Source organism: Streptacidiphilus rugosus AM-16 (assembly GCF_000744655.1).
GTDB classification, from domain to species: Bacteria; Actinomycetota; Actinomycetes; order Streptomycetales; family Streptomycetaceae; genus Streptacidiphilus; species Streptacidiphilus rugosus.
Genome location: NZ_JQMJ01000004.1, coordinates 2038732 through 2062706 on the forward strand (window position 1 = coordinate 2038732; position 23975 = coordinate 2062706).

The window sequence follows — 23975 nt, forward strand, 5'->3', positions numbered from 1 at the left end:
GGTCTCGGCACCGCCATCAGACGCGGACCACCGCGACGGCGGGCATGTCGCGGACGCTCTCGTAGCGGACCCGGGCACCCGGGTACGGAGCGTGGATGATCATGCCGTTCCCGGCATACATGCCGACATGGTGCATATCACCGTAGTAGATCACCAGATCCCCCGGACGGGCCTCGGACAGCGGAACACGACGCCCGGCGAAGGCCTGCTCCTGCGACGTGCGCGGCAGCGCGACCCCGCCGTGCCGCCAGGCCCAGTACATCAGACCCGAGCAGTCGAACGCGCCCGGACCGGTCGCTCCGTAGACGTACGGCATGCCCACCGCGCTGCGCGCCGCCGCGAGCGCCAGCGCGGCGCCCGCACTGGCCGGCCCCTCGCCGGGCGGCAGCGCCGCCCCGGCGGCCTGGGCGGCCAGCTGCGCGGCGGCGTCCTCCTGCTGCTGCAGCTGGTCCCGCTGACCGGCCGTCAGGGTGCCGAGCAGCGCCTGGGCCCGGCCCAGCCGGCGCTGCGCCTCCGCCTTGCCGGCCGCGATCGAGCGCCGCAGCTGCTCCAGCTCCGCGTACTGCTGCAGGGCCTCGACCCGGCCCTGCTGGAGTTCGCGTTCGACCGCGTGCAGCCGCTCCAGCTCGTCGCCGGTCCTGGAGTCCGCCTCCGCCAGTGAGGCCGCGCGACTGAGGTAGTCCCCCGGGTGGGCGCTGAACAGCAGCTGCACCACCGGGTCCATGCCGCCGCCGCGCTGGTACTCGGCGCTGGCCATCGCGCCGAGCCGGTCCGCGAGGACGTTGGCGCGCTCCTGCTCCTCGGCGAGCTCCTGCTGCAGCAGGGCGGCCTTGTGCAGCAGCGCGCGCTCCTGCTCCTGCGCGCTGTCGGCCCGCTGCCCCGCGGCCTCGGCCTGCGCGTACAGCGCGTCGACCTGCCTGCGCACGTCCTCCGGGCTGCCGGACCCCGCTCCCGGACCCGCCCCGCCGCCGGACGGACCCGGCAGCGCGTCGGCCCCGCCGGACGCCGTCAGCATCGCCGCCGTCGCCGCGGCGACGGTGATCGCCGCTCGTGACAGCACGGACGGGCCGACGGGCTTGCCTCGTCGATGGGACGCCACCTGCACGCACTCCGCTCCTCGGGGACCTGACCGACCGCAGACGCTAGCGAGTGGGACAGAAGCAGTCCAAGCTCCCAGAGGCTGAAAAATGGCATCGAATCCCGACCAAACGAACGAATCAGCAGGTCGCAGCGGGCTCCTGACCCTGCGCGAGGGCCGACTCGCCCCGAAGGGACTCACCGCAGCACACCCGTCCGAGTGAACGCGCTGCGCGAAGGAGCAGGACTCGTGAAGATCGGCGGCGGCTCCCCGGCGGATCGTCAGTTCGCGTGAGCCCGCGCGAGGGCCTGGACGGTGTCCGGCAGGAGCCGGTGCTCGACCCGCAGGACGCGTGCGGCGAGCGTTTCGGGAGTGTCGTCGGGCAGGACGGGGACCTGCTGCTGCGCGATGGCGGGGCCCTCGTCGTATTGTGCGGTGACGTGGTGGACCGTGGCGCCGGAGACGGTGTCGCCGCTCGCCAGGACCGCCTCGTGGACGCGGATGCCGTACATACCCGGTCCGCCGTGACGCGGCAGGAGCGCAGGGTGGACGTTGACGATGCGGCCCGCATAGGCGTCGAGGACCGCCGGGCCGAGCTTCTTCATGTATCCGGCGGTGACGACCAGGTCGATGCCGTGCTCCCGCAGCGCGGCGAGCATGGTCCGGTCGAGGACGTCCGAGTCCGGGTGGGTGCGGCCGGACAGGTGGAGGCAGGGGATCCCCTGTGCGCGGGCGTGGGCCAGCGCGCCCGAACCGCTGTTGTTGCTGATGACCAGGGTGACGCCGAAGGCGCTCGTGGGCCGTCGTCCGGCGGCGGTGAGGGCCCGCAGGTTGGTCCCGGTGTGCGAGGCGAGGACGGCGACGTCGAAGGACATACGACCGATCATGCCCCCGGACGCACGAGAAGGCCCCTGGTCGGCGGAGAGTCCGCCGGCCAGGGGCCTCAAGGGCTCGCGTGGCTCAGATGTGGCGCATCGCGTAGATCGAGCCGATGTAGCTCAGCTGCTCGTACTTGACGACGGTGCCGGTGTGCGGGGCGTGCAGCACCATGCCGTTGCCGGCGTAGATGCCGACGTGCGAGTTGCCGTTGAAGAAGATCAGGTCGCCCACCTGCAGGTCGGACACCGAGGCGACCGGGGTGCCGTAGTTGATCTGGTCGTAGGTGCTGCGACCGATCGAGTAGCCGGCCTGCGCGTAGGACCACTGCACCAGACCGGAGCAGTCGAACGAGGTCGGACCGGTCGCGCCCCAGACGTAGGGCATGCCCAGACGGGTCTGCGCGGCGGCGAAGGCGGCGGCCTCGATGCTGCTGCCGGGCTTGGCGCTGCCGAGGTTGGGACGGCTGGTGGAGCCGGTGTCACGGCTCGCGGCGCCGCTGCCCGTGCTCTTGGCGAGGGCGGCCTTCTGCGCGGCGGTCATCGAGTCGAGCAGCGCCTGCGTCTGCGCGATCTTCTTCTGGACCTCGGCCTTGTTGGCGGCCAGCTGCTGGTTGGTGGCCTGGATCTGCTGGAGCGTCTGCTCGGCCTGGGCCTTCTCCGCGTCCAGCTTGCCCTGCTCGGCCTGCAGCGACTTGATCTCGCTCGCCTGGTTGTCGGTGATCTGACCGAGCGAGGAGGCCTGGGCCAGGTACTCGTCGGGCGTCGACGAGAGCAGGAGCTGCACCGTCGAGTCGACGGCGCCGGAGGCGTACTGCTGGCTGGCGACCTCACCGAGGGCGTCGAGCCTGCTGTTGACCGTCGACTGGGAGCGAGCGATCTGGTCCTGCAGGGTGTTGACCGCGGCCTGCTGGGTCTTCAGCTTGGCCTGGGCGGCATCGAACTTCTGGATCGCCTGGTCCGACTCGGTGTTCAGCTGCTGGAGCTGGGCCTGGAGCTGGGCCGTCGTCGGCTTCGGCGCGGCCTGCGCGCTCTGGGCGGACACCGCGACGGCGGTGGCGGCGGCGGCGGTCAGCACGGAGATGCGCGCCCGACTGGGAGACTTGGGACGACGATGGGACGCCACGAAGGCGAGCTCCTTCTTCCTACGTCCGCCTACCGGGTGAGCTGACGGGTTCGGGCCAGGAAGGCAGCCCTACGACGCTTCACCGGACCGGGATCTCACCGGTCCGTCCAGGCGTCGATTCACCCCGGGGGGAAATGGTTCCCCGGCTCCGACTCGACGGCTTCCCCAGTACGGACTCCCCGCCCTCAGGCGGTCGGCCCTGCCGCGTCGTCGAACTCGACGGAAACCTCCGCTGCCGCCCGGATTGGGCGAACGACTGCGCGGCGGTTCGGGGACCGACCCTAGTAACCCAACCGTGATCGGTTCAAATCCTTGTCAGTAAAAACTCTCATCACTTTCGACGCCCCATCAGATCAGGGACGCTGCGTAGTCACATCATGACCAGATGCCGACGACATGGGGGTCAAATCGGTCATTCGCGCCCCACCAGTCACACGCGTGTGAGCTGACTCACAGAGGCGTCGTCGCGTCAGATCCGACGGATCGCCACAATGCCGCCGAAGTAGGACATCGGCTGGACCGACACGTCGTAGCCGTACTCCGGGGCGTTCAGCAGCATGTTGTTGCCGGCGTAGAGGCCGACGTGGTTGCCGTGCTCCATCACGATGATGTCGCCGGGCTTGGCGTCGGCCAGGCTCGGCACCGCGGTGCCGACCGACTCGTCCGCCTGGGAGGAGTGCGGCAGCGAGACGCCCGCCTGGGCGTAGGCCCACATCACCAGGCCCGAGCAGTCGAAGCCGGCCGGGGTGGAACCGCCCCAGAGGTAGGGCGACTTGCCGATGCGGCTCATGGCCGCCTCCATCGCCGTGTGCGCGGCCGCGGAGATGCCGGTCAGGTCGATGGTGCCGTTGTAGCTGCCGCCGGAGGGCGTCGAACCGTAGCCGCCACCCACGGTGGCGCGCTGGGACGGGGTGAGCGCGTCGAGGACCGACTGCGCGTGCTTGAGCTTGGCGAGCGCCGCGGACTTCTGCGAGCTCATCTGCTGCAGCAGCGTCTGCTCCTGCGCCAGCTCCGCCGCCGCCTGCGCCTTCTCCCGATTGAGGGTGGCCTCCTGGGCGACCAGCTGCTCCAGTGCCCCGGTCTGGTTGGCGGTGAGCTCGCTCTGCGAGGCGGCCTTCTGCAGGAAGGTCGACGGGTCGCTGGAGAGCATCAGCTGGAGCGTCGGGTCCACCTCGCCGGTGGAGTACTGCGCGTTGGCGATCTGCCCGAGGTTGGCCAGCTCGCCGTTCATCTGCGCCTGCTGCCGGGCTATCTCGTCCTGCAGGATCGCCACCCGCGCCTGCAGGGCCTGCTGCTGGCTGTGCGCGGTGTTGTACTGCTCGGTGATGTCCGAGGCCGCCTTGCGGTCGGCGTCGACCTGGGTCTTGGCATCCTTGGTCGAGATCGTCGGGGCCGCCTGCGCGGCCGTCTGCGCCGATATGGCCACGACGGTCGCCGCTGCCGCGGTCAGCACGGAGACACGGGCACGGCTGACCTGGCGAGGACGGCGGTGAGAAGCCACGACGAATGCAATCCCTTCACACACGGAAACGCCCGCATGCACGAAGAGAGAACACGAGTACGGACGTTGAGTGGAGAGAATAGTGAGGTTCGGGCCTCGTTGTCTCCCCCGGTACCCCGCTCTCTTAACAAAGCCTCAAGATCGCGGCCCGGCACCGGGCTCGAACCCTACACGCACCGGACTCAGGTGCGGACCAGGCGGCGGAGAAGCATCGTGGACGGAACGGGCCTTGCGCCCGATTTGCGTACTCCGTCCGCGACTTCGCGGTCCGTGGAGACCACCACGACGGGCCGGCCCTCGGGCTCGGCTCGGACCAGGCGACGGATCAGCTCGTCCGCCGTCTCCCCGGTCCGGCTGAACAGCACCCTGACCCCGCGCGGCGGCGGCGCCATCGGGATCGGGCCGTCCAGGTCCTGGCCGTCGAAGACGCAGGTCACCTCGGCGCCGGTCTGCACCGCCACCAGGCCGAGCCCGCGCAGCAGTTGCTGACGCTGGCGGTCCAGCGGCATGTCCGGCCAGCCGGTCTTGGTCACGTTGTAGCCGTCCACCAGCAGGTGCACCTGCGGCAGTTGGAGCAGCTGCTCGAGCAGCGCCGGGTCGTCGCCCTCGATCGCGCGGCGGGCGACGTCGTGCGGGGACGCGGCCACCGGCGAGACCGCCTCGACCGAGTCGGCCGGACGACCGCTGAGCGGCGCGAGGCCGAGCTCGCGCTGGAGCCCCTGCGCGCCCTGCACGACCGTGTCCAGCAGGAGCCGCAGCCGCATCTCCTCGGCGGAACGGCCCTCCCGCGCGGCCCGCTTGGAGGCCTCCAGCGCGGCCTCCAACTCGGCGACACGGTGCTTGAGTCGGCGCACCTCGCTGTCCTGCGCGCCGCGCTCGGTCGCGCCGGTCGCCCGCAGCGCGTCGAGCTCCGCGTTGGCCTTCCTGGTCGCCGCCTCGGCCCGCTTGGTGTCGGCGGCCAGCGAACGCAGCTGGCGACGGAGGCTGTCGCCCTCCTTCTTCGCGCTCTCCAGCTCGACCTTGGCCCGCTCCGCGTCCGCCCGCACGACCGCGCGCAGTTCGGCCAGCTCGCTCTGGAGCTTCTCGGCCAGTCGGGCCGACTCGGCGGCGTGCCCCTCGTGCTCGGCGCGCTCCACCTCCTCGCCGACCTCGCCGACGATCCTGGCCCAGCCCGCGGTGCGCAGCAGGTACGCGGCGGCGGCGACGTCCTGCGGATCGGCGGCGGCGGGAACGGCCCCCGCCTCCAGCGCGGCCACCAGGTCCGGCTGGCCCTGACGCACCCGCTCGGCGATCCGGGCTCGGAAGGCGGGCTCGGTCTCCAGCGCGGCGGCGATGGCGGTCGCCCCGCGCTTGACCCTGGCCTCACGGGTGAACTTGACGTACGGCCGGAGCCTGACCGGCAGTTCGGCCGGGGTCAGGCCGCTGAGGCCGTCGGCGGCGATGCCGACGACGCGCTTGCGCACGCCCTCCGGCAGCGGCCGCTCCAGCGTCTCGCCGGCCGAGGCCTCGGGCGCGGCGGGGAACTCGGGCGCAGCAGGAGGCGCGGGCGGGGCGGGAGGCGCGGGCGGCTCGGGCAGGGCGGCGCCGGGCACGGCGACGTCGCCGCCCCCCTCGGGCGCCTTCGCCTGATCTCGCTGCTCCACGTGCTCCGCTCCGATCCGCTCCGGGGGTCCTCACCGCCCGGACCGCCATTCTCCCCGCTGCCGCCCCCCGCCCGTCACTCCGCCACGTTCGATCAGCCCCGCGCCCCGCCGAGGGCCCCGAGCCCGCCCAGAGGCCTCAGGCCCGCTTGGCCTGCTCCGCCGCCTCGGCCGCCGCGCCCGGACGGTCCACCAGCTCGATCTGGTCCACGGCGTTGCACCAGCGGCAGCGGACCGACTCGACGGTCTCGGTCAGGACCTCGCGCTCCTCGACGTTCGGCTCTCCGGCCAGGTCCAGGTGGACGAACTCGACGACCCGCGAGGAGCGGGTGACGTCGAAACGGGTCAGGTTGCCGCAGAGCGTGCAGCGCCACCTGGTCGCCTCGGTGGGAAGCGGAACGGCCATGGCGAGATCCTCTCGTCGGTCTCTGTACCTGAGAAACCCTATGGCCTCGGGGATGCGCGCGGAGACCGTCCCCCACACGCCCCAGCGGTCGGGTGTCAGATTCGTCCCGACAAGGAATGCTTTGCCCATGGTGAGCCTGGCAATTCCGGAAAGCGTTCCCCGCCCCGTGCCGTACCTGCCGGTGGCGACCTACGCGCTGATCGTGCTGTGCGTGGTCGTCTTCCTGGTCGGCCCGGTCTCCGGCCTGGACCCTTTCTACGGCTCCGGCGCCGCCCGCGCCTGCGCCCAGACCGCCTACTACCACCGCTGGGGCGTCATCCCCGCGGAGCTGCTGCACAACGCGGCCCGCCCGCTGCACCTGCCGCCCCGCTGCCCGGCGGACAACGGGCTGCCCAAGATCCCGGCGCTGTCGGTGCTGACCGCGATGTTCGTCCACGGCGGCTGGGTGCACCTGGCCGGCAACATGCTCTTCCTCTACGTCTTCGGCGCGATGGTGGAGGAGCGCGTCGGCCCGCTGGCCTACCTGCTCCTCTACATCGCCCTCGGATACCTGGCGACCTACGGCTACGCGCTCGTCGAGGCGGGCAGCCCCGGCGCGACGCAGACGCTGGTGGGGGCGTCGGGGGCGATCGCCGGCATCCTCGGCGCGTATCTCTGCCTGTATCCGCGGGCCAGGATCACCAGCCTGATCCCCCTGCTGCTCTTCCTGCCGCTGCGCTTCCCCGCCTGGCTGGTGCTCGGGTTCTGGGTCGCGGTGCAGTGGCTCTCGGTCCGGGCCACCGACCCCGCCGTGCCCGGCGTCGCCTACGCGGCCCACCTGATCGGCTTCACCGGCGGCCTCGCCTTCACCTGGCTGCTCTTCCGCTACCGCGCCCGCCGCCCCGGCGGCCTCGGCCTCACCGCCGCCCTCTCCCGCCTGCGACGGCGCTAGACGGTCGGACAGGCCCTAGCATGAGCAGGGCCCGCCCCCGCCGACAGGAGACTCCGCGTGATCACCGCCATCGTGCTCGTCAAGGCCAGCGTCGACCAGATCCCGGAGATCGCCGAGAGCATCGCCGCGCTCGCCAACGTCACCGAGGTCTACTCGGTCACCGGCGGCTGGGACCTCATCGCGATGGTGCGGGTCCGCGCCCACGAGGAGCTGGCCGAGGTGATCCCCGGCCAGCTGAACAAGGTGCCCGGCGTCGCCCACACCGAGACCCACGTGGCCTTCCGCACCTACTCCAGCCACGACCTCGACGCCGCGTTCGCCATCGGCCTGGACGACTGACGAGCCGCTCCGGTCAGCGGCGGGTGTCAGGGACGCAGCGGCCGCCCTCGGTCCGGTAGGACCACTGCGCGCCCTCGCTGACCAGCTCACGCACCGCGGCCAGGAAGCGGTCGACGTGCTCGTCCGGCGTCCCCGCGCCGAAGCTGACCCGGATCGCGTTCAGGCTGCGCTCCCCCGGCAGCGACGCCTCCGGCGCGCCGCACTCGGACGGCGCCGCCTCCTCGCCGCCCAGCAGGGTGCGGACCAGCGGGTGCGCGCAGAACAGGCCGTCGCGCACACCGATGCCGTACTCGGCCGACAGTGCGGCGGAGAAGTGCGAGCTGTTCCAGCCCTGCACGACGAAGGAGAGCACGCCGACGCGCGGGTGGTCCTCGCCGAACAGCGTCAGCACCCGCACCTGCGGGATCCCCGCCAGCCCCTCGCGCAGCCGCTCGACCAGCTGCTGCTCGCGCGCCTGCAGCGCCTCGAAGCCCGCCTCCGTCAGAGCCCGGCAGGCGGAGGCGACGGCGTAGGCGCCGATCACGTTCGGCGAGCCGGCCTCGTGCCGGGCCGGCCCCTGGTGCCAGTCGACGGCGACGGAGCCGTCCGCCTCCCGCGCCACGGTCCGGCTGGCGCCGCCGCCCGCGAGGTAGGGGTCGGCCGCGTCCAGCCAGTCGGCGCGCCCGGCCAGCACGCCCGCGCCGAACGGCGCGTAGAGCTTGTGACCGGAGAACGCCACCCAGTCCACGTCCAGCTCGCGCACGGACACCGCGTGGTGCGGCGCCAGCTGCGCGGCGTCGAGCACGATCCGCGCGCCGTGCCGGTGCGAGACCTCGGCGAGCTCGGCGACCGGCCAGATCTCGCCGGTCACGTTCGAGGCCCCGGTGACGCAGAAGAGCTTGGGCCCCTCCCCTGCGGCGGCGAGCGCGGCGTCCAGTGCGGCGACGGCCTGCTCGGGCGAGCGCGGCGCGCGCAGGTAGGTGACCTCGAGGCCACGGCCGGGCCAGGGCAGCAGGGACGCGTGGTGCTCGGTCTCGAAGGCGAAGACCCGGGTCCCCGCGGGCAGCGCCGAGGCGAGCAGATTGAGCGAGTCGGTGGTGGCCCGGGTGAAGACGACCTGGTCGCCCTCGCGCAGGTCCAGGAAGTCGGCGACCGCGGCGCGGCTCTGCTCGAACAGGTCGGTCGACAGCTGCGACAGGTACCCGGCCCCGCGGTGGACGCTGCCGTAGTAGGGCGCGTAGGCGGCGACGTCGTCCCACACCCGCTGGAGCGCGGGCGCGCTGGCGGCATAGTCGAGCGCGGCGTAGGTGACCTTCTCACCGGAGACCAGCGGCACCTCGACGTCCCGGCCGAGGACGGACAGGGGCTGACAAACCTCGACATTACGGGCGACGACAGACATGGCGGTACCTCCGGGGAAGCGCGCACGGTGCGCGTGGGTATGGCAAAGAAGCCCCTGCTGCGGGGCAGTGACGGAGAAGAGGAGGCGCTTCGGCCTCTACCGCATTCGCTTCGACATGGGTACACCCCTCGGAGATCCGCGCTTGCCCGACGGCGATTTTCGCCGCAGGCCTGGTCGTCACCCGGAGGCACCCCACCACGGTCGGAGGGTTGCCGGACAGCGAGCCGGGGCTTCAGCGGCTGACGCCGCGTGCTGTCACTCGTGACCTGGTCAGGAGTATGCCAGAGGCCCACCAGGTGAGCGACGGGCGTTTCAGCATCTGAGAAGTTGCACTACCCCAGGGGCGCGGGGAACGGCGCGAGAAACCACCCTGTGCGGATGGTCCTCAACGCGCAGGGCCATCCGCTCGTCAGTGGTTGTTCGCGCACTTCCCCGCGCCCCTGGAAGTGCATGGTCGTCCGCCTGCAGACGCTCGCGCCCCCTAGGGGAGTGCGACTAGCCGTTCGCGGTCTCGCGGGCCCACTCGGCGAGCTTGCGCTCCGCCGCGCCGGAGTCGAGGGACTCGGCGGTGCGCAGCATCGCGTCGCGCAGCTGCTCGATGAACGGGGCGTCCGTCTGGTCCAGCGCGACCAGCGCCGACGCGCTGTTGAGGACGACCGCGTCGCGGATCGGACCCTGTTCGCCCTTGAGGATCCGGCGGGCGACCTCCGCGTTGAACGCCGCGTCCGCGCCCCGGAGGGACTCGATCGGGGCGAGGGCGATCCCCACCTCGCGGGGGTCGAAGGAGAACTCCTCCACCGCGCCGCCGCGCACCCGCCACACCGTCGACGTGCCCGTGATCGTCAACTCGTCGAGGCCGTCGTCACCCCGGAACACCAGCGCGGAGTTGCCCCGCCTGGCCAGCACGCCGGCGATCAGGCCGGCCATGCGGCGGTCGAAGCAGCCGACCGCGTTCGCGCCGACGCGGGCCGGGTTGGTCAGCGGGCCCAGCAGGTTGAAGAAGGTGGGGATGCGCAGATCACCGCGGGCCGTCGCGGCATGCCGCATGGAGGGGTGGAAGACCGGGGCCGGGCAGTAGGTGATGCCCGTCCGCGCGCCGACCTCGGCGACCCGCTGCGGGGTCAGGCCCAGGTTGACGCCGAGCTTCTCCAGCACGTCCGTGGCGCCGCTGGCGCTCGACGCCGCGCGGTTGCCGTGCTTGGCCACCCGCGCGCCCGCGCCCGCCGCGACGATCGCCGACATGGTCGAGATGTTCACCGTCTTGGCGCGGTCGCCGCCGGTGCCGACGATGTCGACGGCCGGGCCGGGGACCTCGATCAGCGTGGCGTGCGCGTACATCGCCTCGACCAGACCGGTGATCTCCTCGACCGTCTCGCCCTTGGCCCGCATCGCGACCATGAACCCGGCCACCTGCGCCGGCGTCGCCTCGCCGCTGAAGATCTGGTCCATCGCCCACGCGGTGTCCGCCGCGGCGAGATCCTCGCCCGCGAGCAGCGGGATCAGGATGTCGGGCCAGGTGCGCACCCGCGCGGGGTCGTCGCCGCCGTACGCAGGATCGGGGTGCACCATGGCTGTCGCCTTTCGAAGGCCGGGTCGGTTCGCTGAGGACCGGCCCAGCCTATCGAGGCGCACACCTCTCAAGACGCAAGATCTCACGCGCCGAGACGGGGGTTCTCAGCCCGACCGGCCCGCTCGCTCAGCCCGCCAGGGCCTTCGCGCCGCCGGCCCGCAGCAGGGCGCAGGCCGTCTCGGCGAGGGCCACCGGGTCGACCGGCGCGGGGACGGCGGCGTCGGCGTGGCTCCAGGTGGCCAGCCAGGCGTCCTGCGGGCGGCCGATCAGCACCAGCACCGAGGGGCACTGGTAGATCTCCTCCTTCAGCTGCCGGCACAGGCCCATGCCGCCCAACGGCACCGCCTCGCCGTCCAGCACCAGCAGGTCGATCCGCTTCGCGCCCTTGGCGTGCGCGTCCATCGCCCGGACGACCGCGGGGGCCGTCGCGCACTCGAGGTAGGCGATCTCCGGCAGCTCCGCGTCGGGCCGCTTGCCGAGGGCGAGGCGGACCTGCTCGCGGGTGTTGCGGTCGTCGCTGTAGACAAGGACGTTCAGTGCCATCGCTCGTACTCCCCCTGAGGGCTGAGTGTGATCGGGACCACTGCGGGGTGCTCGGTCCGGATGCTACTCGCGTCCCGCGCGCCACGACAGCCCACTCCGGTCAGCGGCACCTGCTTCACTACTTCGGGGGACTTCCGGACTCCGCGGGCCCCGACGCGCAAGCGCGACACGCCGCCGAAAGCGGCTCGGACGGCCGGAATGAAGGAAGATCGAGGAGGTCGGAGGGTACGTCACCCCTCGGACACACCGAGGAAGACCCCCCGGCGTTAGTGCGGAATAAGGGACCGACATAATGTCGGTCGTGGCGACAGCAACTGCAGTAGAAACCGGGCACGCGCACGGTTCGGTCAACCGGCCGAACCTCACCAGTGTCGGAACCATCGTCTGGCTGAGTTCCGAGCTGATGTTCTTCGCGGCCCTCTTCGCGATGTACTTCACGCTTCGTTCGGTGACGGGTACCGCCTTCTGGCACTCGCAGAACGAAGCCCTGAACGTTCCCTTCTCCTCCGTGAACACCACGATCCTGGTGCTCTCCTCGTTCACCTGCCAGATGGGTGTCTTCGCCGCCGAGCGCGGCGACGTGAAGAAGCTCCGGTCCTGGTTCATCGTGACCTTCATCATGGGCTCGATGTTCATCGGCGGTCAGATCTACGAGTACACGGAGCTGGTCAAGAAGGACGGCCTCTCGCTGTCCTCCTCCGCCTACGGCTCGGTGTTCTACCTCACCACCGGCTTCCACGGGATGCACGTGACGGGTGGTCTGATCGCCTTCCTGCTGGTGCTCGGTCGCACGTACGCGGCCAAGAGGTTCACCCACGAGCAGGCGACCGCGGCGATCGTCGTGTCCTACTACTGGCACTTCGTCGACGTGGTCTGGATCGGCCTCTTCGCGACCATCTATCTGATCAAGTAGGCAGGGTCGGACCGTCCTGACGGTCTACCAGACTCCAGACGCTCCAGATCCTCACACCGGGGTTAATCCGTGAAAAAGCTCTCCGCACGACGGCGCCACCCGCTGGCAGCGCTCGTCGTCCTCATCTTCGCCCTGGCGGTCACCGGGGGGCTGTGGGCGGCGCTCGCGCCGACCAGCAGTGCCTCCGCCGACGCCAGCCAGTCCCTCCAGGTCGAGGAGGGCAAGCGGCTGTACCAGGTCGGCTGTGCCAGCTGCCACGGCCTGAACGGCGAAGGCACCAAGGACGGACCCACCCTGGTGGGCGTCGGTCAGGCGGCCGTCGACTTCCAGGTCGGCACCGGCCGCATGCCGGCGCAGCAGCCCGGCGCGCAGGTGCCGAAGAAGAAGGTCATCTACAGCCAGGGCCAGATCGACCAGCTGGCGGCCTTCGTGGGCACCCTGGGCGCGGGCCCGGCGGTCCCCTCGGCCGACCAGTACAACGGCGGCGACGTCGCCAAGGGCGGCGAGCTCTTCCGCACCAACTGCGCCATGTGCCACAACTTCGGTGGCGCCGGCGGCGCGCTGAGCGAGGGGAAGTACGCCCCGAGCCTGGCCGGCGTCAGCCCCAAGCACATCTACGAAGCCATGCTCACCGGGCCGCAGAGCATGCCCCAATTCCCTAACTCCACCATGCCGGAGCAGCAGAAGCGGGACATCGTCGCGTACGTCACCCACACGACGAACTCGAACACCAACCCGAGCTACGGCGGGATGTCGCTGGGCGGCATCGGTCCCGTCTCCGAGGGTCTGTTCGGTTGGATCTTCGCGCTGGGCGCCCTGATCGGTATCGCGATCTGGATCGCCGCCCGCACCCCCAAGGCCAAGAAGTCATGACGAGCCAGGACAACATGTCTGAAGAACACCTGCCGGAGGCCCACGGCCACGGCGGCGGAGCCATCGCCGGCAAGGACGGATACTTCGCCGACCCCGGTCTGCCGCCCCACGAGCACCGCCGTACCGACATCGACGAGAAGGCCGCCCGGCGTGCCGAGCGTCAGGTCGCGATGTGGTTCCTGCTGTCCATGGTGGCGACCGTCGCCTTCATCGCCAGCTATGTCATTTTCAAGCCGGGTCCGACGCACCACGTCTACATCTGGCCCGTCGGCAACGTCTCGCCGCTGAACTTCGCGCTCGGCGTCTCGCTCGGCATCTCGCTGTTCGCCATCGGCGCCGGCGCGGTCCACTGGGCCCGCACGCTGATGTCGGACGAGGAGCACATCTCCGAGCGGCACCCGATCGAGGCCACGCCCGAGGTTCGCGAGCAGGTCTTCGCGGACTTCCGCCAGGGCTCGAAGGAGTCCGGCTTCGGCCGTCGCAAGCTGATCCGCAACACGATGATCGGCGCCATGGCGATGGTCCCGCTGTCCGCGGTCGTGCTCTTCCGCGACCTCGGCCCGCTGCCGGAGAAGAAGCTGGACACCACCGGCTGGAAGGCCGGGATGCAGCTGAAGAACATGAACACCGGCGAGCCGATGAAGGCCTCGGACGTGCAGGTCGGCACGCTGACCTTCGCGATGCCGGCGGACCTGAGCCAGGACGACGAGGACTTCCAGGTCCGCATCGCCAAGGACGCGCTCATGGTGATCCGGCTGGAGCCGGGCGACATCAAGGACAAGAAGTCCGCGGACTGGGGCTACGACGGCGTTCTCGCCTTCTCGAAGATCTGCACCCACGTCGGTTGCCCGATCAGCCTCTACGAGCAGCAGACGCACCACGCCCTCTGCCCGTGCCACCAGTCGACCTTCGACCTGTCGGACGGCGCTCGCGTCATCTTCGGTCCGGCCGGCCACGCGCTGCCGCAGCTGCAGATCGGCGTCGACGGCAGCGGCAACCTGCAGGCCCTCGGTGACTTCTCCGCCCCCGTCGGCCCCGGCTTCTGGGAGCGAAGCGAATGAGCACTCACGTCAGCGACGCCGCAGCAGGCGCGCACGGCTCCCACGAGGAGCAGATCGGCCACAGCGAGGCCGGCGTCGAGCAGAAGCACCTCGGCGAGAAGGCCGCGGACTGGGCGGACGGCCGGCTGGGCATCTACAACCTGGCCAAGTCCAACCTGCGGAAGATCTTCCCGGACCACTGGTCCTTCATGCTCGGTGAGATCTGCCTCTACAGCTTCATCATCATCATCCTGACGGGCGTCTACCTGACGTTCTTCTTCAACCCCAGCATGGGCGAGGTCGTCTACCACGGCTCCTACGTCCCGCTGCAGGGCATCAAGATGTCCGAGGCGTACGAGTCGGCGCTGAACATCAGCTTCGACGTGCGCGGCGGCCTGCTGATCCGTCAGATCCACCACTGGGCGGCGATCGTCTTCGTCGCGGCCATGCTGGTGCACATGATGCGCGTCTTCTTCACCGGCGCGTTCCGCAAGCCGCGTGAGATCAACTGGCTGTTCGGCTTCCTGCTGCTCTTCCTGGGCATGTTCGACGGCTTCATGGGCTACTCCCTCCCGGACGACCTGCTGTCCGGCACGGGTATCCGCTTCATGGAGGGCGCGATCCTGTCGACGCCGGTCATCGGCACCTACGTGGCGATGTTCCTGTACGGGGGTCAGTTCCCCGGCAACGACATCATCCCGCGCTTCTTCACGATCCACGTGCTGCTGATCCCGGGCATCATGCTGGGCCTGCTGGTGGCCCACCTGATCCTGGTCTTCTACCACAAGCACACCCAGTTCGCGGGCCCCGGCCGCACCGAGAAGAACGTCGTCGGCATGCCGCTGATGCCGGTCTACATGGCCAAGGCCGGTGGCTTCTTCTTCCTGGTGTTCGGCGTCATCGCCTTCGTCTCGGCGATCGCCTCGGTCAACCCGATCTGGGCATACGGTCCGTACCGCCCCGACCAGGTGTCCGCGGACGCCCAGCCGGACTGGTACATGGGCTTCTCCGAGGGCCTGATCCGCATCATGCCGGGCTGGGAGATCCGCGCCTGGGGTCACACCCTGGAGCTGGGTGTCTTCATCCCGCTGGTGATCTTCGGTCTGATGTTCATCGTCATCGCGCTCTACCCCTTCATCGAGGGCTGGATCACCGGTGACAAGCGTGAGCACCACATCCTGGACCGTCCGCGCAACGCCCCGGTCCGCACCGCTCTCGGTGTGGCCTGGATCGCGGAGTACCTGATCCTGCTGGTCGGTGGTGGCAACGACCTGTTCGCCACGCACCTGCACCTGTCGATCAACGCGATCACCTGGACCGTCCGGATCCTCTTCTTCCTCGGCCCGGTCATCGCCTACCAGGTGACCAAGCGCTGGTGCCTCGGCCTGCAGCGTGCGGACCGGGACAAGATCCTGCACGGTCGCGAGACCGGCACGATCAAGCGTCTGCCGCACGGTGAGTTCATCGAGGTCCACGCGCAGCTGCCGCAGGAGGAACTGTTCCGCCTGACCGCCCACGAGCAGCAGTCGCCCGTCCAGCTGCCCCCGGCGGTGGACGAGAACGGCGTCAAGCGGAAGGTCGGTCGCGTGGCCAAGCTCCGCGCCAAGCTGTCCGAGGGCTACTTCGGCTCGGCCGGCCAGATCCCGAAGCCGACCGCCGAGGAGCACGCCGAGATCACCAGCGGCCACGGCCACCACTGATCCGGCACGTACTGCAGTAAGCCGCCGCCACAGCGGTAGAGGCCCCCTTCCCGCCCGGGAAGGGGGCCTCCGGCGTTCCCCGGCGCCACGAAAGGGAACTGACGTATCGCTCGACAGGATATGCCGGTTGCCGATATATATAGGCAACATGAGTGATCGCCCCTTGCAGGAGCCCACGTTGCTCCTCCTCACCGCCCTGGCCGACGAGCCGAGGCACGGGTACGGACTGATCCAGGAGATCGAGACGATCTCCGGCGGCCGGGTGCGCATGCGCACCGGCACGCTCTACGGCGCTCTGGAACGGCTGCTCTCGCAGGGGCTGATCCAGGTCGAGCGGGAGGAGGTCGTGGACGGCCGTGCCCGCAAGGTCTACGCCCTCGCCGACGCCGGACAGCAGGCGCTGGCCGCCGAGGCGGAGCGGCTGCGCACGGTCGTCGCCGAGGCCGAGCGCAGGCTGGCCGCGCGCCGCGCGGCCCGCGCGCCGCGCACGGCCGTCCCGCCGCGCGCGAAGGGAGCCCTGGCATGACGGACCCGCAGCAGCCCCCGCTCGCCCTCAGGCTGGCGCTGGGCCTCCACCCGGCCGGCTACCGCGCCGAGCACGGGGCCGAACTGACCGCGATCTTCGCCGAGTCCACCGCCGACGCCGGCCGCCTCGGCGTGCTGCGCGAGGCGCTCGACCTGGCCGGTCACGCGGTCCGACGCCGCACCGGCCTCGGCTCGGACCGGAAGGCCGGCCAGGTGGCCGCCCAGGCGGCCCCGCTGGCCGCGGCGGTCGCCGGCGCCGGCGCCGCCGCCGGTTCCCTCCTGCAGTGGACCCTGTCCGGATTCCCGTTCACGTCGCCCGGCGGGCCGACGCTGGAGGTGGCGGAGCTGTGGACGGTCTTCGCCTATCAGGCGCTCGGGCTCGCCGTCCTGGTCGCCGTCTGGGCGGGCCGGTGGACGGCCGCCCGGCTGCTCGCCCTGCTCGCGCCGGTCGTCGCGACGACGCAGGTGGTCCTGATGAGCCTGGAGCCCGCCGGGCTGGACGGCGCCTGGGCCTGGGCCCTGACCTGGCTCGGCAGCACCCTGCTCACCTCGGCGCTGCTGCTCGCCGCGCCGAGGGACCTGCTCGGCCGCTCGGGGCCCCGGCGCCGGCTGCTCCTCGGCACGGTGCTGCCGGCGTTCGTGCCGTGGGCGGTCCAGCTGCTCTACCCGTACCGGTTCGCGTACACCAACGCGCAGAGTCTGCTCTGGGTGCTGGTGCTCTTCGCGGCACTGCTGCTCTCCGGCGGCGAGGGCTTCCGGGCCCCGGCGGTCGCCGCGGCCGTGCTGCCGGCCGCCCTCCGGGCCCTCGTGCCGTTGCTCCACCCGATGACGCCGACCGGCGTCGGCGTGCTGCTCCTCCTGCTGCTCGCGGGGGTGGTGGCGGTGACCCGCACGGTACGCGGACGCGCCGGGGCCACTCCGCCGACCCCCGCCTGAGCGCGGCTCAGCGGTCCCGCGCAGGCGCCGACTCCAGGGTGCTGCCGATCTGCCCGACGAACGCCTCCCAGCGCCGCACGAACTCCGGATCGTGCGGCGCGAGTCCGGTCGCCATCCGGGTGACCTGGGGCAGCAGCGACGGGTAGCTCACCATCGCGAAGCAGAGCAGCCGGAAGAGCGCGGGATCGAGGTCGGCGGGCAGCCGGCCGGCCTCCTGACGGCGGACGATCTCCTGGATCTGGGCCTGGACCACCGGTTCGCGTTCCGCCTCGCGCGGGACCGGCCGGTCGCCGTAGGCCAGCGCCTCGCGCTGGAGGTAGCCGAACCAGGCGGCGTCACCCGCCTCCTGCTCGCGGTAGTGGAACGGCAGGAACTCGCCCAGCCGCTCCGGCGCCTGCGCGGCGCGGCCCAGCCGCTGGCTCCTGACCCTGGCGAGCAGCTCGCCGAAGAGCGACTCCCCCACCCGGCCGCCGGTCGCCAGGAACATCGACCAGGCGAAGCCGCCCGCCCAGCCCGGCAGCCGCTCGATCAGCGCGTTGGCCGGCTGACCGGGGGCCGTCGGCAGCCAGTGCACCAGCAGCGCCGCACCGAGCAGCAGCGCCGCGCTGATCGGCATCAACTCGCCGAAGGCCGTCGCATAGCCGGCCCCGGCCGCCTGATGCCCCACCAGGGTGAAGAAGAGCAGGCCGAAGACGGCCACGCCGAGCACGTTCGCGGTCTGCATGGTCGTGGTGACGATGCCCGACGCGCCGCCCGCGTCCCTGGGCTCGACGCTGGAGAGGATCGTGCCGACCAGCGGGCTCATCCCGAGGCCCTGGCCGACGCCGGTCAGCAGCATGGTGGGCGCCAGCGACCAGACCGTGAGCGAGGTCCCCGCGACGGCCGCCGTCGCCGCCGTGCCGAGCAGGCCGAGCGCCGCCAGCACGTAGCCGATGCCGAGCACGTGCCGGCCCAGCACCGGGACCAGCCGGGGCGCCAGCAGCGAGCTGCAGAAGAAGCCGACCGCGCTCGGGGTGTAGACCAGCGCGGACCTGAGCGGGGAGAAGCCGAGCCCGGTCTGCAGGTAGACGGCCAGGGTGAACAGGAAGCCCGCGTAGGACATCATGAACATCAGCGCGATCGGCACGCCGGTGGCGAAGCCGCGGTTGCGGAACAGGTCGAGCCGGACCAACGGCTGCCCGCCCCGCCCGGCGACGGCCCGCTCCCAGCGCAGGAAGCCCCAGCCGACCGGCAGCGAGGCGACCAGCATCAGCACCAGCCACAGCGGCCAGCCCTGGTCCCTGCCCAGCAGCAGCGGAACGCTCAGCAGCAGCAGGAAGACCGTCACCAGCCCGACGCCGCCGCCGTCCAGCCTGGTCCCGGTCTCGCTGCGGTCGGCCGGCAGCCAGATCGCCGCGGCGAGCGCCGCCAGCAGCCCGATCGGCACGTTGACCAGGAAGACCGGTCGCCAGGTCCAGCCGAAGAGGTCCAGCGCCAGCAGGCCGCCGCCGATCAGCTGACCGGCGATCGAGGCGATCCCGATCACCGCGCCGAAGACGCCCAGCGCCCGGCCGCGTTCCGCGCCCTGGTAGGTGGTCTGGATGATCGCCAGCACCTGCGGGTAGAGCATCGCCCCGCCGACGCCCTGCAGCACCCGCGCGGCCACCAGCACCGGGACGTCGGGCGCGGCGCCGCAGAGCGCGGAGGCGAGTGTGAAGACCAGCAGGCCCGCCACGAACATCCGCTTGCGGCCGAGGATGTCCCCCAGCCGCCCGCCCGTCACCAGCAGCGAGGCGTAGGCGATGGTGTAGGCCGAGACCACCAGCTCCACCGCGCCGAATCCGGCGTTCAGGCCGGTGCGGATGGACGGGATCGCCACGTTGACGATCGCCACGTCCAGGATCGCCATGAATGTTCCGACCAGCACGATCGGCAGCACCAGCCGCCGACCCAGATCGCTGCGCATCCGCGCACCCCTCCCTCGATCACACCGAACGCCCAATTCTCACGGGGATCGTGCGTGACCGCAGGAGTTTCGATCAAGCGACCGGATCGATCGCGCGACGGCTCAGGCGGCCGGCCTCAGGTAGCCGACCGAGGTCGTCAGCGCCTGGGAGCCCGCCGTGACCGCCGAGGTGGTGACCGGCCCGCCGAGGGCGCTGCCCTTCTGCCACTGGGCCCAGTCCAGGTTCCAGTCGCCGAAGCCGTTGCCGAAGGGCTCCATCTCGTGGCCGGCGCTGTTGATCACCTGCACCAGGTCGCCGCGCCGGAAGGTGTTGTAGAACCACTCGGCGTTGTCGGTGCTCATGCCGGTGCAGCCGTGGCTGACGTTGGCCACGCCCTGGGAGCCGACCGACCAGGGCGCGGCGTGCACGTACTCGCCGCTCCAGGTGACCCGGGTGTCCCAGTAGACGTCCAGGTGGTAGGCGTTGGAGCTGTTGGCGGCGATGCCGACGGTCGAGGAGTCCATGAAGACGTGCTGCTCCTGCTCCAGCACCACCTTGATGCCGTTGCGGGTGGAGAAGCCGGGCTTTCCGGTGGTCACCGGGATGCTCCGGATCTTCTCCCCGTTGCGGTAGACGGTCATGTAGTCGCTGCCCGCGTCGGTGAGCGCGAGCAGCTTGTCGCCGGTGCGGAAGCCGATGGAAGCCGGGGTCCCGCCGTAGAGGCCGTTCGACACCTTGGCCCCGCCCAGGTCGAAGGAGGCCTGGACGGTCGCGTGGGCGGGCCAGTAGCTCTGCGGGCGGAAGTGCAGGGTGGAGTCGTCCACCCAGTACCAGCCGCCGACCACCGAGGGCGTGGAGCGCACGCTGAGACCGCGCTCGACGACCTGGCGGGCCGCGGGGTCGTGGACGGGGTGGTTGAGCTGGACCGTGATCGGCTCACCGACGCCGTAGACGGCCTTGTCGCCGGGCGCGAGCGTGGCGGTGAGGGTCGCGGTCGGAGTGAGCGTGGTGAAGCCCTTCTGCACGCTGCCGCGCCCGTTCCCCGCGCTGTCGGCCGCGGTCACCTTGACGGTGTAGTGGGTACCGGCCGCCAGCGGCCCGGTGGACCGCCAGGAGCGGCCGTCCGCGGCCAGGGCGCCGGCGAGCCTGCGTCCGCTGTCCGTGACGACGGTGACGTCCGTGAGCCGCCCGCCGTGCTCGGCGGTGACGACCACCGGCGCGGCGAGGTCGACGGCCGAGCCGCCGGCCGGGGAGACCTGGACCAGACCGCTCGCGTCGACGGCCTTCACCGGCGCGGGTCCCGATCCGCCGCTGCATCCGCACAGCGCCAGCGGTCCGGCGGCCAGCGCCGTGCCGACGAGGAAGATCCGTGCTGCCTTCATGTCCGACCGCTCCGCCTCTCCGAGGATCCCGGATAGTTCCGACGCCCCGTCACATCGTAGGAAACCGGGACAATCACCACCCGCCCAGTCACCCATCGGAGTGAGACGCCACTCCGCTCGGGGCGACGGGCCCGGAACAAGGCGAAGGGCCGGGCCCCGTGCTCACGCACGGGACCCGGCCCTTTTCGGCTTCGCTCAGCCGCAGTGGATCGTCACTGCGTCTGGTTCTCACCGCGGTAGTACTCGAAGGTCCAGCCGAAGAGGCCGATGAGGATCACCGGCATGGCGAACATCAGCAGCCACCAGCCGAAGATGACGCCCAGGAAGGCCAGGGTGCCACCCAGGCCCAGCGCCAGCGGCTGCCAGCTGTGCGGGCTGAAGAAGCCCTGCACGCCGGCGTCGTCCGAGACCTCGGCCTTGGGGTTGTCGCCCGCCCCGGTGTCCACGCGCTTGGCGGTGAACAGCAGGTAGAAGGCGATGAACGAACCCAGGCCGAAGGCCAGGAAGAGGCAGGTCGTGCCCGTCGGGTCCTTGGACCAGAGGCCGTACCAGATCGCCATGCCCAGTACGAAGACCGCGAAGCCGGCGAAGATCTTGCCCTGCTCCCTCATCGGTCACCCGCCTCCTTCTTGTCCAGTGCGGCCTGAACGTGGGCCGGCACCTCGCCGTGGTTCTCCAGGTAGTCCTGCGCCGCGATCTCCGGGTGGTGCAGGTCGAACGCCGGGGATTCCGAACGGATGCGGGGCAGCGTGAGGAAGTTGTGCCGCGGCGGCGGGCAGGAGGTCGCCCACTCGAGCGAACGGCCGTAGCCCCACGGGTCGTCGACGTCGACCTTCTTGCCGTACTTGGCGGTCTTCCAGACGTTGTAGAGGAACGGCAGGATCGACGCGCCCAGGATGAAGGAGCCGATGGTCGAGATCAGGTTCAGCGTGGTGAAGCCGTCGGAGGGCAGGTACGTCGCGTAACGACGCGGCATGCCCTCGGCGCCCAGCCAGTGCTGCACCAGGAAGGTGGTGTGGAAGCCGACGAACAGCAGCCAGAAGGTGATCTTGCCGAGGCGCTCGTCCAGCATCTTGCCGGTCATCTTGGGCCACCAGAAGTGGAAGCCCGCGAACATGGCGAAGACGACGGTGCCGAAGACCACGTAGTGGAAGTGGGCGACGACGAAGTACGAGTCCGAGACGTGGAAGTCGATCGGCGGGGAGGCGAGCAGGACGCCCGTCAGACCACCGAAGACGAAGGTCACCAGGAAGCCGATGCTCCACAGCATCGGGGTCTCGAAGCTCAGCGAGCCCCGCCACATGGTGCCGATCCAGTTGAAGAACTTGACGCCGGTCGGAACGGCGATCAGGAACGTCATGAAGGAGAAGAACGGCAGCAGCACCGCGCCGGTGACGTACATGTGGTGCGCCCACACGGTCACGGACAGACCGGCGATCGCGATGGTCGCCGCGATCAGGGACTGGTAACCGAACATCGGCTTGCGGGAGAAGACCGGCACGACCTCCGAGATGATCCCGAAGAACGGCAGCGCGATGATGTACACCTCGGGGTGACCGAAGAACCAGAACAGGTGCTGCCAGAGGATGGCGCCACCGTTGGCCGGGTCGAACACGTGCGCACCGAACTTGCGGTCGGCCTCCAGGGCCAGCAGCGCGGCCGCCAGGACCGGGAAGGCCAGCAGCACGAGCACCGCGGTGAGCAGCACGTTCCACACGAAGATCGGCATCCGGAACATGGTCATGCCGGGGGCACGCATGCACAGGATCGTGGTGATGAAGTTCACCGAGCCGAGGATGGTGCCGAAGCCCGAGAGGGCCAGACCCATGATCCACATGTCGCCGCCGACACCAGGGCTGTGGATCGCGTCCGACAGCGGCGCGTAGGCGAACCAGCCGAAGTCGGCCGCACCCTGCGGGGTGAGGAAGCCACCGACGGCGATCAGCGAGCCGAACAGGTACAGCCAGTAGGCGAACATGTTCAGTCGCGGGAACGCGACGTCGGGGGCACCGATCTGGAGCGGCATGATCCAGTTCGTGAAGCCGGCGAAGAGCGGCGTCGCGAACATCAGCAGCATGATCGTGCCGTGCATCGTGAACGCCTGGTTGAACTGCTCGTTCGTCAGCACGCCGCCGTCCGGCTGCGCGAGCTGCGCCCGCATGGTCAGCGCCAGGATGCCGCCGACCAGGAAGAACGCGAACGACGTCACCAGGTAGAGGGTGCCGATCGTCTTGTGGTCGGTCGTCGTCATCCACTTGATGATCGACGTACCGGCCTTCTGCCCCTTGGCCGGGCGACTCGCGGTGGCGGTTCCCCCGCTGAGCCCATGGGGTTCATTGAGGATGGTCATTTCTGGAGGTTCCCTGCTCCCGTGGTCGTGATGCCGGACGGAACGTTGCCGGCCTGCCCCTTGGCGCGGAGCGCCTGGAGGTGGGCCTGGTACTCGGCCGGGGTGACCACCTTGACGTTGAACAGCATCTCCGAGTGGTCGACGCCGCAGAGCTCGGTGCACTTCCCGCGGAAGGTGCCGAGCACGGTCGGGGTCACCTGGAAGTGGTTCACCACACCGGGGATGACGTCCATCTTCATGAGGAAGTCGACCGGCCAGAAACCGTGGATCACGTCGCGCGAGGTCAGGTCGAACTCGACGGACTCACCCTGGGGCAGCCACAGCGTGGGCGGCTGGCCGGGCGTGCCGACGTCGTAGGCGCCGGGGCCGTTGTCGTTGACCGCCGTCTGGTCCTGGTGCGCCTGCATCGAGTACTCGTAGTTGAACGCCCAGCTCCACTGGAAGCCCACCACGTTGATCTGGTGCATCGGCTTGTCGATCTTGGTCAGGTTCGTCTCGTCACGCGCGGTGTAGTAGAAGAACACCGACACCATGATCAGCGGAACGACCGTGAACAAGGCCTCGAGCGGCATGTTGTAGCGGAACTGCGGCGGCACCTCGACCTTGGTGCGGCTGCGCCGGTGGAACATGACGCTCCACAGGATCAGCCCCCAGACGAGCGCCCCGACCGCCAGGGCGGCGATCCAGGAACTCTGCCACAGGAAGAGGACCGTGTGGCCCTGCTGATCCCTGGGCACGGGCAGGCCAAGCCGGGGCAGGTCGCTGGACGAGCAGCCTGTGGCGGTGGCAAGGACGAGGCCCAGCGTCAGCGCTGAAAGCAGCTTCCGCCGCATCGAGCGCCGCGGCGAGCGGTCGGAGCCGTTGGGACTCACGTAGCGCCTTCCCGAAGTCTCGCCCGCTCACCAGCCGACCGAAGAGACCGCGGAGATCTCTCCGGGATT

Annotated in this window: 22 protein-coding genes and 2 riboswitches; of the genes, 8 read left to right on the forward strand and 14 right to left on the reverse strand. The window is 70.6% G+C overall.

Annotated elements, in window-relative coordinates; all coding sequences use genetic code 11:
- Window positions 1-16: 16 nt before the first annotated feature.
- The 6 genes from BS83_RS18380 to BS83_RS18405 form a co-directional block, all read right to left on the reverse strand.
- Complete coding sequence (locus BS83_RS18380) at window positions 17-1105, reverse strand: C40 family peptidase (RefSeq protein ID WP_232248407.1); 1089 nt, start codon at window positions 1103-1105, stop codon at window positions 17-19.
- Between the two features lie 254 nt (window positions 1106-1359).
- Window positions 1360-1953, reverse strand: a complete 594-nt coding sequence (gene purN / locus BS83_RS18385; protein WP_037604837.1) for a phosphoribosylglycinamide formyltransferase — start codon at window positions 1951-1953, stop codon at window positions 1360-1362.
- Between the two features lie 85 nt (window positions 1954-2038).
- Window positions 2039-3079 (reverse strand): C40 family peptidase, encoded by a 1041-nt coding sequence (locus tag BS83_RS18390; protein ID WP_037604838.1) that lies wholly within the window; start codon window positions 3077-3079, stop codon window positions 2039-2041.
- 10 nt (window positions 3080-3089) lie between these two features.
- A riboswitch (cyclic di-AMP (ydaO/yuaA leader) is annotated at window positions 3090-3248 on the reverse strand.
- Window positions 3249-3548: 300 nt separating this feature from the next.
- Window positions 3549-4580 carry a C40 family peptidase gene (locus tag BS83_RS18395; protein WP_037604839.1) on the reverse strand — a complete coding sequence of 344 codons (1032 nt, stop codon included), beginning with the start codon at window positions 4578-4580 and terminating at the stop codon, window positions 3549-3551.
- A 182-nt stretch (window positions 4581-4762) separates the two neighbouring features.
- The gene (locus tag BS83_RS18400; RefSeq protein WP_051945443.1) at window positions 4763-6157 is read right to left on the reverse strand and encodes an NYN domain-containing protein; all 1395 of its coding nucleotides are present in this window, start codon (window positions 6155-6157) and stop codon (window positions 4763-4765) included.
- 202 nt (window positions 6158-6359) lie between these two features.
- Window positions 6360-6626 carry a hypothetical protein gene (locus BS83_RS18405; protein ID WP_037604841.1) on the reverse strand — a complete coding sequence of 89 codons (267 nt, stop codon included), beginning with the start codon at window positions 6624-6626 and terminating at the stop codon, window positions 6360-6362.
- A gap of 127 nt (window positions 6627-6753) precedes the next feature.
- On the opposite strand from BS83_RS18405, the gene BS83_RS18410 reads away from it, so the two are divergent.
- Window positions 6754-7557: a rhomboid family intramembrane serine protease gene (locus tag BS83_RS18410; protein ID WP_051943282.1), complete on the forward strand. Its 804-nt coding sequence runs from the start codon at window positions 6754-6756 to the stop codon at window positions 7555-7557.
- 57 nt (window positions 7558-7614) lie between these two features.
- Window positions 7615-7896, forward strand: a complete 282-nt coding sequence (locus BS83_RS18415; RefSeq protein ID WP_037604842.1) for an Lrp/AsnC family transcriptional regulator — start codon at window positions 7615-7617, stop codon at window positions 7894-7896.
- Between the two features lie 13 nt (window positions 7897-7909).
- Here the strand turns inward: BS83_RS18415 and BS83_RS18420 are convergent, their stop codons facing one another.
- From BS83_RS18420 to BS83_RS18430, 3 genes are all read right to left on the reverse strand, one after another.
- Complete coding sequence (locus BS83_RS18420) at window positions 7910-9277, reverse strand: aminotransferase class V-fold PLP-dependent enzyme (RefSeq protein WP_037604843.1); 1368 nt, start codon at window positions 9275-9277, stop codon at window positions 7910-7912.
- Between the two features lie 133 nt (window positions 9278-9410).
- Window positions 9411-9544: riboswitch (SAM riboswitch) on the reverse strand.
- Between the two features lie 228 nt (window positions 9545-9772).
- Window positions 9773-10846, reverse strand: coding sequence for an anthranilate phosphoribosyltransferase (trpD, locus tag BS83_RS18425; protein WP_037604844.1), 1074 nt, complete (start codon window positions 10844-10846; stop codon window positions 9773-9775).
- 127 nt (window positions 10847-10973) lie between these two features.
- Window positions 10974-11390, reverse strand: a complete 417-nt coding sequence (locus tag BS83_RS18430) for a response regulator transcription factor (RefSeq protein ID WP_037604845.1) — start codon at window positions 11388-11390, stop codon at window positions 10974-10976.
- Between the two features lie 292 nt (window positions 11391-11682).
- On the opposite strand from BS83_RS18430, the gene ctaE reads away from it, so the two are divergent.
- From ctaE to BS83_RS41915, 6 genes are all read left to right on the forward strand, one after another.
- Complete coding sequence (gene ctaE / locus BS83_RS18435) at window positions 11683-12303, forward strand: aa3-type cytochrome oxidase subunit III (protein WP_037604846.1); 621 nt, start codon at window positions 11683-11685, stop codon at window positions 12301-12303.
- A gap of 69 nt (window positions 12304-12372) precedes the next feature.
- Window positions 12373-13176, forward strand: coding sequence for a cytochrome bc1 complex diheme cytochrome c subunit (gene qcrC / locus BS83_RS18440; RefSeq protein ID WP_037604847.1), 804 nt, complete (start codon window positions 12373-12375; stop codon window positions 13174-13176).
- The gene (gene qcrA / locus BS83_RS18445; RefSeq protein WP_037604848.1) at window positions 13173-14237 is read left to right on the forward strand and encodes a cytochrome bc1 complex Rieske iron-sulfur subunit; all 1065 of its coding nucleotides are present in this window, start codon (window positions 13173-13175) and stop codon (window positions 14235-14237) included. The genes qcrC and qcrA overlap by 4 nt, the downstream gene beginning before the upstream one ends.
- Complete coding sequence (gene qcrB, locus BS83_RS18450) at window positions 14234-15916, forward strand: cytochrome bc1 complex cytochrome b subunit (protein ID WP_084713655.1); 1683 nt, start codon at window positions 14234-14236, stop codon at window positions 15914-15916. Before qcrA ends, qcrB begins: the two co-directional genes overlap by 4 nt.
- A 148-nt stretch (window positions 15917-16064) precedes the next feature.
- Complete coding sequence (locus BS83_RS18455; RefSeq protein WP_063774190.1) at window positions 16065-16442, forward strand: PadR family transcriptional regulator; 378 nt, start codon at window positions 16065-16067, stop codon at window positions 16440-16442.
- Window positions 16439-17377 carry a hypothetical protein gene (locus BS83_RS41915; RefSeq protein ID WP_051943287.1) on the forward strand — a complete coding sequence of 313 codons (939 nt, stop codon included), beginning with the start codon at window positions 16439-16441 and terminating at the stop codon, window positions 17375-17377. The genes BS83_RS18455 and BS83_RS41915 overlap by 4 nt, the downstream gene beginning before the upstream one ends.
- Before the next feature lie 7 nt (window positions 17378-17384).
- On the opposite strand, the gene BS83_RS18465 is transcribed toward BS83_RS41915, so the two are convergent.
- The 5 genes from BS83_RS18465 to ctaC all read right to left on the reverse strand — a co-directional run bounded on the left by BS83_RS18465 (window position 17385) and on the right by ctaC (window position 23906).
- The gene (locus BS83_RS18465; protein WP_051943289.1) at window positions 17385-19322 is read right to left on the reverse strand and encodes an MFS transporter; all 1938 of its coding nucleotides are present in this window, start codon (window positions 19320-19322) and stop codon (window positions 17385-17387) included.
- Between the two features lie 102 nt (window positions 19323-19424).
- Window positions 19425-20684 (reverse strand): L,D-transpeptidase, encoded by a 1260-nt coding sequence (locus BS83_RS18470; protein WP_051943292.1) that lies wholly within the window; start codon window positions 20682-20684, stop codon window positions 19425-19427.
- A gap of 212 nt (window positions 20685-20896) precedes the next feature.
- Window positions 20897-21295 carry a cytochrome c oxidase subunit 4 gene (locus BS83_RS18475; RefSeq protein WP_037604849.1) on the reverse strand — a complete coding sequence of 133 codons (399 nt, stop codon included), beginning with the start codon at window positions 21293-21295 and terminating at the stop codon, window positions 20897-20899.
- Window positions 21292-23034: an aa3-type cytochrome oxidase subunit I gene (gene ctaD, locus BS83_RS18480; RefSeq protein ID WP_037604850.1), complete on the reverse strand. Its 1743-nt coding sequence runs from the start codon at window positions 23032-23034 to the stop codon at window positions 21292-21294. The genes BS83_RS18475 and ctaD overlap by 4 nt, the downstream gene beginning before the upstream one ends.
- Window positions 23031-23906, reverse strand: coding sequence for an aa3-type cytochrome oxidase subunit II (ctaC, locus tag BS83_RS18485; RefSeq protein ID WP_037604851.1), 876 nt, complete (start codon window positions 23904-23906; stop codon window positions 23031-23033). The genes ctaD and ctaC overlap by 4 nt, the downstream gene beginning before the upstream one ends.
- Window positions 23907-23975: the final 69 nt, after the last annotated feature.

What these genes read in the sequence shown, in the direction of transcription:
- purN (WP_037604837.1), bottom strand. Translation starts at nt 1,953, where the DNA reads ATGTCCTTCGACGTCGCCGTCCTCGCCTCGCACACCGGGACCAACCTG.
- BS83_RS18405 (WP_037604841.1), bottom strand. Translation starts at nt 6,626, where the DNA reads ATGGCCGTTCCGCTTCCCACCGAGGCGACCAGGTGGCGCTGCACGCTC.
- BS83_RS18410 (WP_051943282.1), top strand. Translation starts at nt 6,754, where the DNA reads ATGGTGAGCCTGGCAATTCCGGAAAGCGTTCCCCGCCCCGTGCCGTAC.
- BS83_RS18420 (WP_037604843.1), bottom strand. Translation starts at nt 9,277, where the DNA reads ATGTCTGTCGTCGCCCGTAATGTCGAGGTTTGTCAGCCCCTGTCCGTC.
- trpD (WP_037604844.1), bottom strand. Translation starts at nt 10,846, where the DNA reads ATGGTGCACCCCGATCCTGCGTACGGCGGCGACGACCCCGCGCGGGTG.
- BS83_RS18430 (WP_037604845.1), bottom strand. Translation starts at nt 11,390, where the DNA reads ATGGCACTGAACGTCCTTGTCTACAGCGACGACCGCAACACCCGCGAG.
- ctaE (WP_037604846.1), top strand. Translation starts at nt 11,683, where the DNA reads ATGTCGGTCGTGGCGACAGCAACTGCAGTAGAAACCGGGCACGCGCAC.
- qcrA (WP_037604848.1), top strand. Translation starts at nt 13,173, where the DNA reads ATGACGAGCCAGGACAACATGTCTGAAGAACACCTGCCGGAGGCCCAC.
- qcrB (WP_084713655.1), top strand. Translation starts at nt 14,234, where the DNA reads ATGAGCACTCACGTCAGCGACGCCGCAGCAGGCGCGCACGGCTCCCAC.
- BS83_RS18455 (WP_063774190.1), top strand. Translation starts at nt 16,065, where the DNA reads ATGAGTGATCGCCCCTTGCAGGAGCCCACGTTGCTCCTCCTCACCGCC.
- BS83_RS41915 (WP_051943287.1), top strand. Translation starts at nt 16,439, where the DNA reads ATGACGGACCCGCAGCAGCCCCCGCTCGCCCTCAGGCTGGCGCTGGGC.
- BS83_RS18465 (WP_051943289.1), bottom strand. Translation starts at nt 19,322, where the DNA reads ATGCGCAGCGATCTGGGTCGGCGGCTGGTGCTGCCGATCGTGCTGGTC.
- BS83_RS18470 (WP_051943292.1), bottom strand. Translation starts at nt 20,684, where the DNA reads ATGAAGGCAGCACGGATCTTCCTCGTCGGCACGGCGCTGGCCGCCGGA.
- BS83_RS18475 (WP_037604849.1), bottom strand. Translation starts at nt 21,295, where the DNA reads ATGAGGGAGCAGGGCAAGATCTTCGCCGGCTTCGCGGTCTTCGTACTG.
- ctaD (WP_037604850.1), bottom strand. Translation starts at nt 23,034, where the DNA reads ATGACCATCCTCAATGAACCCCATGGGCTCAGCGGGGGAACCGCCACC.